This window comes from Chryseobacterium geocarposphaerae (assembly GCF_002797535.1).
Lineage (GTDB): Bacteria > Bacteroidota > Bacteroidia > Flavobacteriales > Weeksellaceae > Chryseobacterium > Chryseobacterium geocarposphaerae.
This window is the reverse complement of sequence record NZ_PGFD01000002.1, coordinates 163,732-176,762: the sequence shown is the minus strand read 5'-3', so window position 1 is coordinate 176,762 and position 13,031 is coordinate 163,732. Positions and strand designations below refer to the sequence as shown.

Annotated in this window: 23 protein-coding genes; 22 read left to right on the top strand and 1 reads right to left on the bottom strand. The window is 36.1% G+C overall.

From position 1 onward, the window contains the following. Positions 1–11 precede the first annotated feature (11 nt). The 20 genes from rpmC (at position 12) to rplQ (ending at position 9,521) form a co-directional block, all read left to right on the top strand. A complete protein-coding gene (gene rpmC, locus CLV73_RS12350) occupies positions 12–197 on the top strand; it encodes a 50S ribosomal protein L29 (protein ID WP_100377199.1) in 186 nt (61 codons plus the stop codon). Positions 198–209: 12 nt separating this feature from the next. Next, entirely contained in the window at positions 210–464 is a 255-nt protein-coding gene (rpsQ, locus tag CLV73_RS12345; RefSeq protein WP_100377198.1) for a 30S ribosomal protein S17, read from the top strand. Between the two features lie 2 nt (positions 465–466). Further along, positions 467–835: a 50S ribosomal protein L14 gene (gene rplN / locus CLV73_RS12340; RefSeq protein WP_007839504.1), complete on the top strand. Its 369-nt coding sequence runs from the start codon at positions 467–469 to the stop codon at positions 833–835. Between the two features lie 19 nt (positions 836–854). Continuing rightward, the gene (gene rplX / locus CLV73_RS12335) at positions 855–1,181 is read left to right on the top strand and encodes a 50S ribosomal protein L24 (protein WP_100377197.1); all 327 of its coding nucleotides are present in this window, start codon (positions 855–857) and stop codon (positions 1,179–1,181) included. Between the two features lie 13 nt (positions 1,182–1,194). After that, positions 1,195–1,746: a 50S ribosomal protein L5 gene (gene rplE / locus CLV73_RS12330; RefSeq protein WP_100377196.1), complete on the top strand. Its 552-nt coding sequence runs from the start codon at positions 1,195–1,197 to the stop codon at positions 1,744–1,746. Between the two features lie 3 nt (positions 1,747–1,749). Continuing rightward, on the top strand, positions 1,750–2,019 hold the full coding sequence (gene rpsN, locus CLV73_RS12325; RefSeq protein ID WP_029297771.1) for a 30S ribosomal protein S14: 270 nt from the start codon (positions 1,750–1,752) through the stop codon (positions 2,017–2,019). Between the two features lie 146 nt (positions 2,020–2,165). Further along, the gene (rpsH, locus tag CLV73_RS12320) at positions 2,166–2,564 is read left to right on the top strand and encodes a 30S ribosomal protein S8 (RefSeq protein WP_089745113.1); all 399 of its coding nucleotides are present in this window, start codon (positions 2,166–2,168) and stop codon (positions 2,562–2,564) included. Between the two features lie 17 nt (positions 2,565–2,581). Next, positions 2,582–3,127 (top strand): 50S ribosomal protein L6, encoded by a 546-nt coding sequence (gene rplF, locus CLV73_RS12315; RefSeq protein ID WP_100377195.1) that lies wholly within the window; start codon positions 2,582–2,584, stop codon positions 3,125–3,127. Between the two features lie 15 nt (positions 3,128–3,142). Beyond that, positions 3,143–3,496 carry a 50S ribosomal protein L18 gene (gene rplR, locus CLV73_RS12310; RefSeq protein WP_100377194.1) on the top strand — a complete coding sequence of 118 codons (354 nt, stop codon included), beginning with the start codon at positions 3,143–3,145 and terminating at the stop codon, positions 3,494–3,496. 19 nt (positions 3,497–3,515) lie between these two features. Then, complete coding sequence (gene rpsE / locus CLV73_RS12305; RefSeq protein WP_062162717.1) at positions 3,516–4,037, top strand: 30S ribosomal protein S5; 522 nt, start codon at positions 3,516–3,518, stop codon at positions 4,035–4,037. 11 nt (positions 4,038–4,048) lie between these two features. Beyond that, positions 4,049–4,225 carry a 50S ribosomal protein L30 gene (gene rpmD, locus CLV73_RS12300; protein ID WP_007839493.1) on the top strand — a complete coding sequence of 59 codons (177 nt, stop codon included), beginning with the start codon at positions 4,049–4,051 and terminating at the stop codon, positions 4,223–4,225. Positions 4,226–4,321: 96 nt separating this feature from the next. Continuing rightward, positions 4,322–4,771, top strand: coding sequence for a 50S ribosomal protein L15 (gene rplO / locus CLV73_RS12295; RefSeq protein ID WP_089856253.1), 450 nt, complete (start codon positions 4,322–4,324; stop codon positions 4,769–4,771). Between the two features lie 9 nt (positions 4,772–4,780). Beyond that, on the top strand, positions 4,781–6,160 hold the full coding sequence (gene secY / locus CLV73_RS12290) for a preprotein translocase subunit SecY (RefSeq protein WP_100377193.1): 1,380 nt from the start codon (positions 4,781–4,783) through the stop codon (positions 6,158–6,160). Between the two features lie 3 nt (positions 6,161–6,163). Continuing rightward, on the top strand, positions 6,164–6,379 hold the full coding sequence (gene infA / locus CLV73_RS12285; RefSeq protein WP_055861802.1) for a translation initiation factor IF-1: 216 nt from the start codon (positions 6,164–6,166) through the stop codon (positions 6,377–6,379). 63 nt (positions 6,380–6,442) lie between these two features. Further along, positions 6,443–6,559, top strand: coding sequence for a 50S ribosomal protein L36 (rpmJ, locus tag CLV73_RS12280; RefSeq protein ID WP_007839480.1), 117 nt, complete (start codon positions 6,443–6,445; stop codon positions 6,557–6,559). 9 nt (positions 6,560–6,568) lie between these two features. Then, complete coding sequence (gene rpsM / locus CLV73_RS12275; RefSeq protein ID WP_100377192.1) at positions 6,569–6,946, top strand: 30S ribosomal protein S13; 378 nt, start codon at positions 6,569–6,571, stop codon at positions 6,944–6,946. A 12-nt stretch (positions 6,947–6,958) separates the two neighbouring features. Next, the gene (gene rpsK, locus CLV73_RS12270; RefSeq protein ID WP_100377191.1) at positions 6,959–7,348 is read left to right on the top strand and encodes a 30S ribosomal protein S11; all 390 of its coding nucleotides are present in this window, start codon (positions 6,959–6,961) and stop codon (positions 7,346–7,348) included. A 19-nt stretch (positions 7,349–7,367) separates the two neighbouring features. Continuing rightward, positions 7,368–7,976 (top strand): 30S ribosomal protein S4, encoded by a 609-nt coding sequence (gene rpsD / locus CLV73_RS12265; RefSeq protein ID WP_100377190.1) that lies wholly within the window; start codon positions 7,368–7,370, stop codon positions 7,974–7,976. 33 nt (positions 7,977–8,009) lie between these two features. Next, complete coding sequence (locus CLV73_RS12260; protein ID WP_100377189.1) at positions 8,010–9,005, top strand: DNA-directed RNA polymerase subunit alpha; 996 nt, start codon at positions 8,010–8,012, stop codon at positions 9,003–9,005. A gap of 6 nt (positions 9,006–9,011) precedes the next feature. Then, positions 9,012–9,521 carry a 50S ribosomal protein L17 gene (gene rplQ, locus CLV73_RS12255; RefSeq protein ID WP_100377188.1) on the top strand — a complete coding sequence of 170 codons (510 nt, stop codon included), beginning with the start codon at positions 9,012–9,014 and terminating at the stop codon, positions 9,519–9,521. A 57-nt stretch (positions 9,522–9,578) separates the two neighbouring features. On the opposite strand, the gene CLV73_RS12250 is transcribed toward rplQ, so the two are convergent. Continuing rightward, a complete protein-coding gene (locus CLV73_RS12250; protein ID WP_100377187.1) occupies positions 9,579–9,995 on the bottom strand; it encodes a hypothetical protein in 417 nt (138 codons plus the stop codon). 311 nt (positions 9,996–10,306) lie between these two features. Here CLV73_RS12250 and eno point away from each other — a divergent pair, with 311 nt between their 5' ends. Together eno and CLV73_RS12240 are read left to right on the top strand one after the other, a co-directional pair. Next, positions 10,307–11,599, top strand: a complete 1,293-nt coding sequence (gene eno / locus CLV73_RS12245; protein ID WP_100377186.1) for a phosphopyruvate hydratase — start codon at positions 10,307–10,309, stop codon at positions 11,597–11,599. An 81-nt stretch (positions 11,600–11,680) separates the two neighbouring features. After that, complete coding sequence (locus CLV73_RS12240; RefSeq protein WP_100377185.1) at positions 11,681–12,967, top strand: citrate synthase; 1,287 nt, start codon at positions 11,681–11,683, stop codon at positions 12,965–12,967. The last annotated feature ends 64 nt before the right edge of the window (positions 12,968–13,031 follow it).

The following is a 13,031-nucleotide window of genomic DNA, read 5'->3' as shown; positions in this document are numbered from 1 at the left end:
CTTTGAATACAATGAAAAAAGCTGATATTAAAAATTTAAGCGCGGGTGATATTCAAACTCAATTGACTGAAGCAAAAGTTCAATATCAAAAATTGAAATTGGCTCACAAAATCAGCCCAATTGAAAACCCGATTCAAATCAGAGATTTGAGAAAGACAATCGCAAGATTAAACACAGAGTTAACTAACAAACAATAATTTCATTTTACAATGGATAGAAATTTAAGAAAAGAAAGAATCGGAGTGGTTTCCAGCAATAAAATGGAAAAGACCATTGTTGTTAGTGAAACGATGAGAATCAAGCACCCGATGTACGGTAAATTCGTATTGAAAACGAAAAAATATACTGCACACGACGAGAACAACGAATGTAACGAGGGAGATACAGTTTTGATCCAAGAAACTAGACCTTTGAGCAAGAACAAGAGATGGAGATTAGTAAGAATCATTGAAAAAGCTAAGTAATAATGTTACAAACAGAATCAAGATTAAAAGTTGCTGATAACACAGGTGCTAAAGAAGTATTGGTTATCAGAGTTCTGGGAGGAACCAGAAGAAGATATGCTTCAGTTGGTGATAAAATCGTTGTTACTATCAAAGATTCTACACCATCAGGAAACGCTAAAAAAGGTCAGGTATCTAAAGCTGTAGTAGTAAGAACTAAAAAAGCGGTTAGAAGAAAAGATGGTTCATACATCAAATTCGAAGACAATGCTTGTGTATTACTAAACGCAGCGGGAGAAATGAGAGGAACTCGTGTTTTCGGACCAGTTGCTCGTGAGTTGAGAGACAAAGAATATATGAAAATCATTTCATTAGCTCCTGAAGTACTTTAATATTTAAAATTGTAAAAAAATGTCAAAGTTAAAAATAAAAAGAGGAGATAACGTAATCGTAACTACAGGTAAGAAAGGTCTTAAAGGTAGTACAGGTGAAGTTATTGAAGTGATCAAAAAAGAAGGAAGAGACCCTAGAGTAGTTGTTGCAGGACTTAACATCATCAAAAAACACGTTAAGCCTTCAGCTTCAAATCCTCAAGGAGGAATCGTTGAAAGAGAAGCTTCTATTCATATCTCAAACGTAGCTTTAGTTGGAAAAGACGGAAAAGCTATCAAAGTAGGTTACAAAATCGAAGGAGATAAGAAAGTAAGAATCAACAAAAAAACGGGTGAAACTTTATAATTTTAAATAACACATGGAATATATAGCAAGACCCAAAAAAGCATATAAAGAAACGATTGTTCCAGCAATGATGGAAGAGTTCGGATACAAGTCAGTAATGCAGGTACCAAGACTTGAGAAAATCATTTTATCTCAAGGTTTAGGAGACGCTACTGCTGATAAAAAGATCATCGATTATGCTGTTGAAGAATTAACGAACATCACTGGTCAGAAGGCTGTAGGTACTATCTCTAAGAAAGACGAAGCTGCTTTCAAATTGAGAAAAGGTATGCCTGTAGGTGCCAAAGTTACTCTTAGAGCTGATAAAATGTATGAGTTCTTAGATAGATTAACTTCTTCTGCATTGCCTCGTATTAGAGATTTCTCTGGTATTAAAGCTGACGGATTTGATGGTAGAGGTAACTATAACCTAGGTATCACTGAACAAATCATCTTCCCTGAGATCGTAATCGACAAAGTGAAAAAAATCCAAGGGATGGACATCACTTTCGTTACAACTGCGAAAACAGATAAAGAAGCTAAAGCATTATTAACTCACTTCGGTTTACCATTTAAAAAGAACTAAGAAATGGCTAAAGAATCAATGAAAGCGCGTGAGCGCAAAAGAGAAGCACTAGTTGCTAAATACGCTGCTAAAAGACAAGCTCTTAAAGAAGCTGGTGATTACGAAGGACTTCAAAAATTGCCTAAAAATGCTTCTCCTGTAAGATTGCACAACAGATGTAAACTAACAGGTAGACCAAGAGGATACATGAGAACGTTCGGTATTTCCAGAGTAACTTTCAGAGAAATGGCAAACAACGGTCTTATCCCAGGAGTTAAAAAAGCTAGTTGGTAATAATTACTAATTAAAAAATCGGGACAATTAAGTTGTCTAGATACTAAAGATACAAAATATCAGACCGAAGATTTCTGAAGTCTGATATTTTACTCTTCAAGTCTTTACAATACTGATTGTTCTTTAACCAATAATTTAAAAGAAAAATGGTAACAGATCCAATTTCAGATTTCCTAACAAGAGTAAGGAACGCACAAAGCGCAGGCCACAAAGTGGTGGAAATTCCTGCATCGAAAATCAAAAAGGAGATTACTAAGATCTTATTTGATCAAGGGTATATCTTAAACTACAAGTTTGAAGATAACGCTGTTCAAGGAACGATCAAAATCGCTTTGAAGTACGATAAGCAAACTAACAAACCAGCTATCAAGTCTATCCAAAGAGCTTCTAGACCAGGTTTGAGACAGTACAAAGGTTCAGCTGAACTTCCAAGAGTACTAAACGGTTTGGGTATTTCTATCATCTCTACTTCTAAAGGAGTAATGACTGACAAGAAAGCTAGAGAAGAAAAAGTAGGTGGTGAAGTAATCTGCTATGTTTATTAATTTTTAATCAAAGGAAAATGTCAAGAATTGGTAAAGCAATTATAACAATTCCAGCAGGAGTTACAATCACTGAAAATAACAGTGTAGTGACTGTAAAAGGACCTAAAGGAGAACTTTCTCAGGAACTTACAGCAGGAATTACTATAGAACAAAAAGATGGCGAACTTAACGTTAACAGACCATCTGATGCTAAACAACACAAAGCGCTTCACGGTTTATACAGAGCGTTAATCAACAACATGATTGTTGGTGTTTCTCAAGGTTTCGAAAAGAAACTAGAATTAGTAGGGGTAGGATACAGAGCTTCTCACGCAGGTCAAAAACTTGAGTTAGCTTTAGGATTCTCTCACGGTATCGTACTAGAGCTTCCAAGCGAAGTAAAAGTGGATACATTGACTGAAAAAGGTAAAAACCCAATTATTACTTTAACGTCTCACGACAACCAACTTCTAGGGATGGTAGCTGCAAAGATCCGTTCTTTCAGAAAGCCTGAACCATACAAAGGTAAAGGGGTAAGATTCGTAGGAGAAATTGTTAGACGTAAAGCTGGTAAATCTGCTTAATAAATTATAAGTATTATGGCATTAAGTAAATTAGAAAAAAGAATAAGAATCAAAAGAAGAGTAAGAGGAAAAATCTCTGGATCTTCTGAATTGCCAAGATTATCTGTATACAAAAGTAATAAGGAAATTTACGCTCAGTTAATCGACGATAACAGTGGAAAAACTTTAGCTTCTGCTTCTTCTAGAGAGAAAGGTGTTGACGCTAACGGAACTAAGACTGAAGTTTCTGCTGCTGTAGGTAAAGCTATTGCTGCTAAAGCTATCGCTGCAGGAATCGAAAATATTGTATTTGATAGAAACGGATTCGTATATCACGGAAGAGTAAAAGCTCTAGCTGATGGTGCGAGAGAAGGTGGACTTAAATTCTAATCATTAAAATTTCGGAAATATGTTAGGACTAGATAATATAGAAAGAGTAAAACCGGGAGGATTAGAACTTAAAGATCGTCTCGTAGCTGTTAACAGAGTAACAAAAGTAACTAAAGGAGGTAGAGCTTTCGGATTCTCTGCTATCGTAGTTGTAGGTAACGAAGATGGAGTTATCGGTTACGGATTAGGAAAATCTAAAGAGGTTGCTTCTGCAATTGCTAAAGCAGTTGAAGACGCTAAGAAAAACCTTGTGAAAGTTCCTGTAATGAACCACACAATTCCTCACCAAACTACTGCTAGATACGGAGGTGCAGATATCTTCTTAAGACCTGCTTCTCACGGTACAGGGCTTATCGCCGGTGGTGCGGTAAGAGCGGTATTGGAGTCTGCTGGTATTCACGATATCCTTTCAAAATCTAAAGGATCTTCTAACCCTCACAACGTGGTGAAAGCTACTTTCAAAGCGTTATTGGATATCAGAAGACCTGAAGAAATCGCTAGAATGAGAGGAGTTTCTCTAACTAAAGTGTTTAACGGTTAATATATAAAACAATGGCAACAATTAAAGTAAAGCAAGTAAGAAGCGCTATTGGAAGAACAAAAACCCAAAAGAGAACGCTTGAAGCATTAGGATTTAAGAAACTTCACCAAGTTGTAGAACACGAAGCTACTCCTTCTATCTTAGGAATGATAGCTGCAGTTAGTCACTTACTTGAGGTTCAGAAATAATTAAAAAATTCAAAGATTAAAAGATTAAAATTTTCTTCCTATTTTAGTCGGAATTTTTTAATCTTTAAATTATTTAATCTTTAAATCAATAAAAAAATGAATTTAAACAATATAAAGCCAGCTGCAGGATCTACTTTCAATTCAAAAAGAATTGGTAGAGGTCAGGGTACTGGAAAAGGAGGTACTTCTACAAAAGGTCACAAAGGACAGAAATCAAGAGCTGGTTATTCTCAGAAGATCGGTTTTGAAGGAGGTCAGATGCCTTTACAAAGAAGATTACCGAAATTCGGATTCAAAAACGTAAACAGAAAAGAGTTTAGAGGAATTAACCTTGATACAATCCAGACTTTAATCGAGAATAAATCTATCACTGGAGATATTACAAGAGAAGTTATGATTGAGAACGGTCTAATTACTAAAAACGAATTAGTGAAAATTATGGGTAGAGGAGAGTTGAAATCTGCGGTTTCTATCTCTGCTGACAAGTTCACTAAATCTGCTGAAGAGCTTATCGCTAAAGCAGGTGGAAAAGCAATTACCTTATAATAATTACTAATGAAAGAATTTATACAAACATTAAAAAATATTTGGAGCTTAAAGGAACTTAGAGATAAAATTATCTTCACTTTAGGTATTATCCTTGTGTATAGATTCGCATCTTATATCTCTTTACCTGCAATTAACCTTGCAGAAGTAGGAGATCTCTTAGAGCATTATAAAAGTCAGGGCGGTAACAAGCAAGGAGCAGGTCTCCTTGGCTTGCTTTCGTCGTTTACGGGGGGAGCTTTTAGCCACGCTTCCGTAATGGCGTTAGGGATCATGCCTTATATTTCTGCTTCTATTATTGTTCAGTTGATGGGGATGGCTATTCCTTATCTTCAGAAGCTTCAGAAAGATGGAGAGTCAGGTAGAAATACATTGAATCAGATTACCAGATGGTTAACGATTGGGGTTTGTCTTGTACAGGCGCCGTCATATTTAACTTCTATCACTCAATTATTTTTACCATATGCTCAATTCTCTTCTGCATATTATGTAGAGCCAAATTCTATCATGTTCTGGTTGCCAAGTATTGTTATTTTGGTGGCTGGTTCAGTATTCGCAATGTGGTTGGGTGAGAAAATCACCGACAAAGGTATCGGAAACGGTATTTCTATCCTTATTATGGTGGGAATCCTTTCAAGATTGCCTGAAGCATTCGTACAGGAAATGGCCGTGCAGAACGGAAAAGGAGGAATGGGGTCTATCATGATCCTTATTGAAGTAATTTTCTGGATGTTGGTTGTTCTTTTAGCGGTGGTATTATCCGTTGCTGTTAGAAAAATCCCTATCCAGTATGTAAGCAGAGCTCAAGCAAGAGGAGGTGTAAACAGAAATCTTATGCAAGGAGCAAGACAGTGGATTCCATTGAAAGTTAATGCTGCCGGTGTAATGCCAATTATCTTTGCTCAGGCATTGATGTTCGTACCTGGTTTATTAACAAAAGTAGATGAGTCTAATACTTTTCTTGCAGGTTTCAAGAATGTTTTTAGCTGGCAGTACAATGTATTGTTCGCGCTATTAATTATTATCTTCTCATTCTTCTATACTGCGATTACAATTCCGGTAAACCAGATGGCTGATGATTTGAAGAGAAATGGAGGTTTAGTACCGAAAGTAAGACCCGGGAAAGAGACCGCTGATTATTTAGATGATATTTTATCAAAAATTACCTTGCCTGGTGCAATATTTTTATCTATCTTTGCAGTCCTTCCGGCAATTGTACACGGAAGCTTTGTTCAGACAGATGCGTTCGCCCTATTTTTCGGGGGAACATCACTATTGATTATGGTTGGAGTAATTTTAGATACTGTTCAACAGATTAATACATATCTGCTGAACCATCATTATGATGGCTTAATGCAGTCTAAATTATCAAGAACGACTGGATATTAATTTATGGCAAAACAAAAACATATTGAACAAGACGGCGTTATAACGGAAGCACTTTCGAACGCTCAGTTCCGTGTAGAGCTAGAGAATGGGCATGTGCTTATTGCTCATATTTCTGGTAAAATGCGTATGCATTATATTAAACTTCTGCCTGGTGATAAGGTGAAATTAGAAATGTCTCCCTATGACTTAACAAAAGGGAGAATCACATTTAGATATTAAAACAATCTGCCAAATGGAGCGTGCGTTCCATTTGGCTGTTGTTAAAAAATAAATACTATCAAAATGAAAGTAAGAGCATCAATTAAAAAAAGAAGCGCTGATTGCAAAATCGTACGCAGAAAAGGTGTACTGTTTGTAATCAACAAGAAAAACCCAAAATTTAAACAAAGACAAGGCTAAAATTAAATTATGGCGAGAATTTCAGGTATTGATTTACCAAAAAACAAAAGAGGCGTTATCGGTTTAACTTACATCTACGGAATCGGAAGAAGTACTTCTTCAGAAATCCTTAAAGCTGCCGGTATCAGCGAAGACAAGAAAGTCAACGAATGGAATGACGATGAATTGGCTGCAATCAGAACATACATCTCTGAAAACGTAAAAGTAGAAGGAGAATTGAGATCTGAAGTGCAATTGAACATCAAGAGATTGATGGACATAGGATGCCAACGAGGAATACGTCACAGACTTGGATTACCTTTAAGAGGCCAGAGAACGAAAAACAACTCTAGAACCCGTAAAGGAAAGAGAAAAACTGTTGCTAACAAGAAAAAAGCTAGTAAATAATCGTTAGGAATTATGGCAAAACAAACTAAAGTAGTTAAAAAAAGAAAAGTAAAAGTTGAAGCTATTGGTGAAGCGCACATTCAAGCTTCTTTCAATAACATCATCATTTCTTTAACAAATAAAAACGGAGAGGTTATCTCTTGGGCTTCTGCCGGTAAAATGGGATTCAGAGGTTCTAAAAAGAATACTCCATTTGCTGCTCAAATGGCAGCTGAAAATTGCTCTGCTGTAGCTCACGAAGCTGGTTTAAGAAGAGTAAAGGTGTTTGTGAAAGGTCCAGGCGCAGGTAGAGAATCTGCGATCAGAACTATTCACAATTCAGGAATTGAAGTTAGCGAAATCATTGATGTGACTCCTATGCCACACAACGGATGTAGACCACCAAAAAGAAGAAGAGTTTAATTTTTAGAATTTACCCATTATGGCAAGATATATTGGACCTAAAACTAAGATTGCTAGAAAGTTTGGTGCTGCAATCTACGGAGATGACAAAAACTTCGAGAAAAGAAAAAACCAACCGCCAGGACAGCACGGTCCTAACAAAAGAAGAGGTGCTAAAAAATCAGAATATGCAGTTCAGTTAGCTGAAAAACAAAAAGCTAAATATACTTACGGTATTTTAGAAAGACAGTTTGCTAACTTATTTGACAAAGCACACAGAAGTAAAGGTGTAACAGGTGAAGTTCTATTACAACTTTGCGAATCAAGATTGGATAACGTAGTATACAGATTAGGTTTTGCTAAAACCAGATCTGCTGCTAGACAATTAGTTTCTCACAGACACATTACTGTAAACGGAGAGCTAGTTAACATCCCTTCTTATTTGCTAAAAGCTGGTGATGTAATCGCTGTAAGAGAAAAATCTAAATCTCTTGAAGTGGTTTCTAATGCATTAGCTTCTAAAGCAAATTATGAGTGGTTACAATTCAACGATGAGAAAAAAGAAGGTACTTTCGTATCTGCTCCTGAAAGAATCCAGATTCCGGAAGACATCAAGGAACAGCTTATCGTCGAACTTTACTCTAAATAATTTTTTAATCAAATTTTTGCTCAACCCAATAATATGGCAATTTTACAATTCATAAAACCCGATAAAGTAATTTTACTTAACTCTGATGAATTTAAAGGTCAATTCGAATTCAGACCTCTAGAACCAGGTTTCGGGCTTACAATCGGTAATGCTTTGAGAAGAGTGTTGCTTTCTTCTCTCGAAGGATATGCTATTTCATCTATCAAAATAGAAGGTGTAGAGCACGAATTTTCAACTATTCCGGGAGTAATCGAAGATGTTACCGAAATTATTCTTAACCTTAAGCAGGTAAGATTAAAAGCTGCGGCAGAAAACCAAGCTAACGAGCAGGTAGTTGCTAAAGTTTCGGGGCAAACGGTGATCACTGCTGGAGATTTAGGTAAAGCGATGAGCGGATTTGAGGTGCTAAACCCAGATCTAGTTATTTGCAACCTAAATTCTGATGTTACTTTCGAAATTACTTTCAATATTGAAAAAGGTAGAGGATATGTTCCTTCAGAACAAAATAAGTCAAACAATGCACCTGTAGGTACTATTGCTATCGACTCTATTTTCACGCCAATCAAGAAAGTACAATACAGCATTGAAAATTATCGTGTAGAGCAAAAAACAGACTACGAAAAACTTGTATTAGATATAGAAACTGACGGATCTATTAGTCCTCAGAACGCTTTAACAGAAGCTTCTAAGATATTAATTTATCACTTCATGTTGTTCTCTGATGAGAGAATCACTTTGGAGACTGAAGCGGTGAAAGCATCTATCCAATATGACGAGGAAACTCTTCATACAAGACAACTACTTAAGTCTAAATTAGCAGATATGGATCTTTCCGTAAGAGCCCTTAACTGTCTGAAAGCAGCTGAAGTAGAAACTCTTGGAGAATTGGTTTCTTACAGTAAGTCTGATTTGATGAAATTCAGAAATTTTGGTAAAAAATCTTTGACAGAACTAGAAGAATTAGTGCATTCAAAAGGTCTTAACTTCGGTTTCGACGTTGCAAAATATAAGTTAGACGCTGATAAATAATTAATAATGAGACACGGTAAAAAATTCAATCACTTAGGAAGAACAGCTTCTCACAGAAGTGCTTTACTTTCTAATATGGCTTGTTCTCTAATTGAGCATAAAAGAATCAACACTACTGTAGCTAAAGCGAAAGCTTTAAGAGTATATGTTGAACCTCTATTAACAAAAGCAAAAGAAGATACTACACACAACAGAAGAATTGTTTTTTCATATCTTCAAAATAAAGAAGCAGTTGCTGAATTGTTCAGAACTGTAGCTCCTAAAATCGCTGAGAGAAACGGTGGTTATACAAGAATCATCAAAACAGGATTCAGACCAGGTGATGCTGCTGATACTGCTCTTATCGAATTAGTAGACTTCAATGAGCTTTACAATCCTAATGCTGAAGAGAAAAAGACTACAAGAAGAAGCAGAAGATCTACAACAGCTAAAAAAGAAGCTGTAGTTGCTGAAGCTCCTGTAGTAGAAGAAAAAGCTGCTGAAGCTGATTCTACAGAGGAAAAGACTGAAGAATAATATTTCATTCAGATATAAATAAAAACCGTTCAGATTTCTGAACGGTTTTTTATTTTTTTAGATTTTGGTTTTTACAAGTTCAATAATATTGTTTCCCTGATCCAAAATAAGGCTGTCTTTTTTCACAGTGGCCTTCATATCCATTTTTTCATAAGTGGTTTCATTCCCTTTAGATTCAACCTGATTCAGAATGAACGTTTTATTGTTGTTTCGGATACTCATCGTTTTTTCCTTGTAATTAAAAACAACTTTTACCAAAGTTCCGTCAGTGGCCTTATAAACATAATCCGTTTTTATACTTTTCTTTCCGTTGACGTCTGTATTGTAGGTAATGGTTGAATCAACTTTTCCATTGTCGGCCAAAATAGTTGAATCTCCGGCTTTTAGTACATTTTTATTTCCACTTTCACTCTTTTTACAGCTTATTACTGATAAGGTAATAGTCGAAATCGCTATGAGTAACCCTTTTTTCATGATATTTATTTTTTAATGTATTGATATTTAATTTACTTTTTGTGAGAAGATAATTTTGTTAAATTTAAGAAAAACAAAAAACAAACCAATGGCCTTCATTCAAACTTTAAAATTACCAAACACGTAAATGTTTTGATCATAAAAATCTTTTTTAAAGTTCATAAAAGTTTTTTTTAGAAGTAAAAACAAAGAATTATTACAATCTTAAAATTAACTAAAATTTAACTCGGAATAAACATATAAATTACCTCTCTATTGCTTTAAAAAGTTAAAAATTGATTAAATTTGTCTGAACTATAAAATAAACAAAAATGAGTTACATTTCTTACATAGAAGCGAGACAAATTTTGGATTCAAGAGGTAATCCTACAGTTGAAGTAGATGTATTTACAGAAAGTGGTGCGATGGGTCGTGCCGCGGTACCTTCTGGAGCATCTACCGGAGAACATGAAGCAGTTGAATTGCGTGATGGTGGTTCAGAATGGATGGGGAAAGGTGTTTCTAAGGCTGTAGAGAATGTAAGAGAAGTAATTGCTCCTGAATTGGTAGGTCTTCCTGTTTTTGATCAGAATCTTATCGATCAGATCATGATTGACCTAGACGGAACTAAGAACAAAGGAAATCTGGGTGCAAACGCTATTTTAGGAGTTTCTTTGGCTGCTGCAAAAGCTGCTGCAACAGAACTAAGATTACCATTATACAAATACGTAGGAGGAGTAAATGCCAATACACTTCCGGTTCCGATGATGAATGTAATCAACGGAGGCTCTCATTCAGATGCTCCGATTGCTTTCCAGGAATTTATGGTAATGCCGGTAAAAGCAGATTCTTTTTCTCATGCTTTGAGAAAAGGAACTGAAATTTTCCATAATCTTAAATCTATTCTTCATTCAAGAGGTTTGTCTACTGCGGTAGGTGACGAGGGAGGATTCGCCCCTACATTTACAGGAACTGAAGATGCTTTGGATACTTTGCTTCAGGCAATTGAAAAAGCAGGCTATAAGCCGGGTGATGATGTAATGATCGCTTTAGATTGTGCGGCTTCCGAATTCTACAAAGACGGAGTTTACGATTATAGAAAATTCCAGACTCCGGATGCAGCTCAGTTTTCAAGCACTGAACAGGTTTCTTATCTGACAGAACTGGTAAATAAATATCCGATCATTTCTATCGAAGATGGTATGCAGGAAAATGACTGGGACGGATGGAAAATGTTAACAGATAAAATCGGTGACAGAGTACAGTTGGTTGGTGATGATTTATTCGTAACCAATGTAGAGAGATTATCAAGAGGAGTAAAAGAAGGGATTGCTAATTCAATCCTTGTAAAAGTAAACCAGATCGGTTCTCTTTCTGAAACGATGGCTGCAGTCCAGATGGCTCAACACAACAAATTTACATCAGTAATGTCTCACAGATCTGGTGAAACTGAAGACTCTACAATTGCTGATCTGGCAGTGGCAATGAACTGCGGACAAATCAAAACCGGTTCTGCTTCAAGATCAGATAGAATGGCAAAATATAACCAGCTATTAAGAATCGAAGAAGCTTTAGGTGAAACTGCGATTTTCCCAGGATTAGAAGCATTTAAAGTAAAAAGATAATTGAATTTATAAATAACGGCGAGCGAAATTTTTTGTTTGCCGTATTTTATAATAAGTAGTATATTTAAAAAAAAATAAATAATGTCAGACAACAAAGTAATATTGAATTACGACGGTAATTCATATGAATATCCAATCGTAGATAGTACGATCGGAGACAGAGGAATAGATATTTCAAAATTAAGAGACCAGACGGGTCTTATCACTTTAGACTTAGGGTACAAAAATACAGGAGCAACAATTAGTGATATCACTTACCTTGACGGAGATAAAGGTGAATTGTTCTACAGAGGATATCCTATTGAGCAGGTTGCTGAGAAGTCAAACTTCACGGAAGTAATGTATTTGTTATTACATGGTGAATTACCAACTCAGAACCAATTCAGCGCATTCGAAAACAATATCAAAAAATATAACTTCGTAGCAGAGGAGATGAAAAAAATCATCGATGCTTTCCCTCGTTCTGCTCACCCTATGGGAGTTTTATCTTCTTTAACGTCTGCTTTGACGGCTTTCAATCCTAAAGCTGTGAATGTGAATTCAAAAGAAGAAATGGATCATGCTGCGGAATTAATGATTGCTAAATTCTCTCACCTTTGTGCTTGGACTTACAGAAAAACTTTAGGCCTTCCAATTAACCACGGAGATAACAGCTTAAACTACGTAGAAAACTTCTACAAAATGGCATTCAGAATGCCAAACCAGGAATTCGAAATCGATCCGGTAGTAGTGGGAGCTTTAGATAAATTATTGATCCTTCACGCAGATCACGAACAAAACTGTTCTACATCTACGGTAAGAATGGTAGGCTCTGCTCATACAGGTCTTTTCGCTTCTATTTCTGCAGGGGTTTCTGCACTTTGGGGACCACTTCACGGTGGAGCAAACCAAGCGGTTATCGAAATGCTTGAATTGATCGAAAAAGATGGCGGAGATGTTAACAAGTGGGTAGCGAAGGCTAAAGATAAAAATGACAGCTTCCGTTTGATGGGATTCGGACACAGAGTATACAAGAACTTCGACCCAAGAGCAAAAATTATCAAGAAAGCTGCTGATGATATCCTTAATGCATTAGGAATCCAGGATAAAGCTCTTGATATTGCGATGCAGTTAGAAAAAGTAGCGCTGGAAGATGAGTACTTTGTAGAAAGAAAGCTATATCCAAACGTAGATTTCTATTCTGGAATTATTTACAGAGCATTAGGAATTCCTACAGAAATGTTTACTGTAATGTTTGCATTAGGAAGACTTCCGGGATGGATTTCTCAGTGGAAAGAAATGAGATTGAAAGGAGACCCGATCGGAAGACCAAGACAGGTTTACCAAGGCGCTCAACAAAGAAACTACATCGATATTGCAAACAGATAATTATTGTTTATATCATAAAAATCCCAAAGCTTGCTTTGGGATTTTTTTATTTAATGATCTGCAA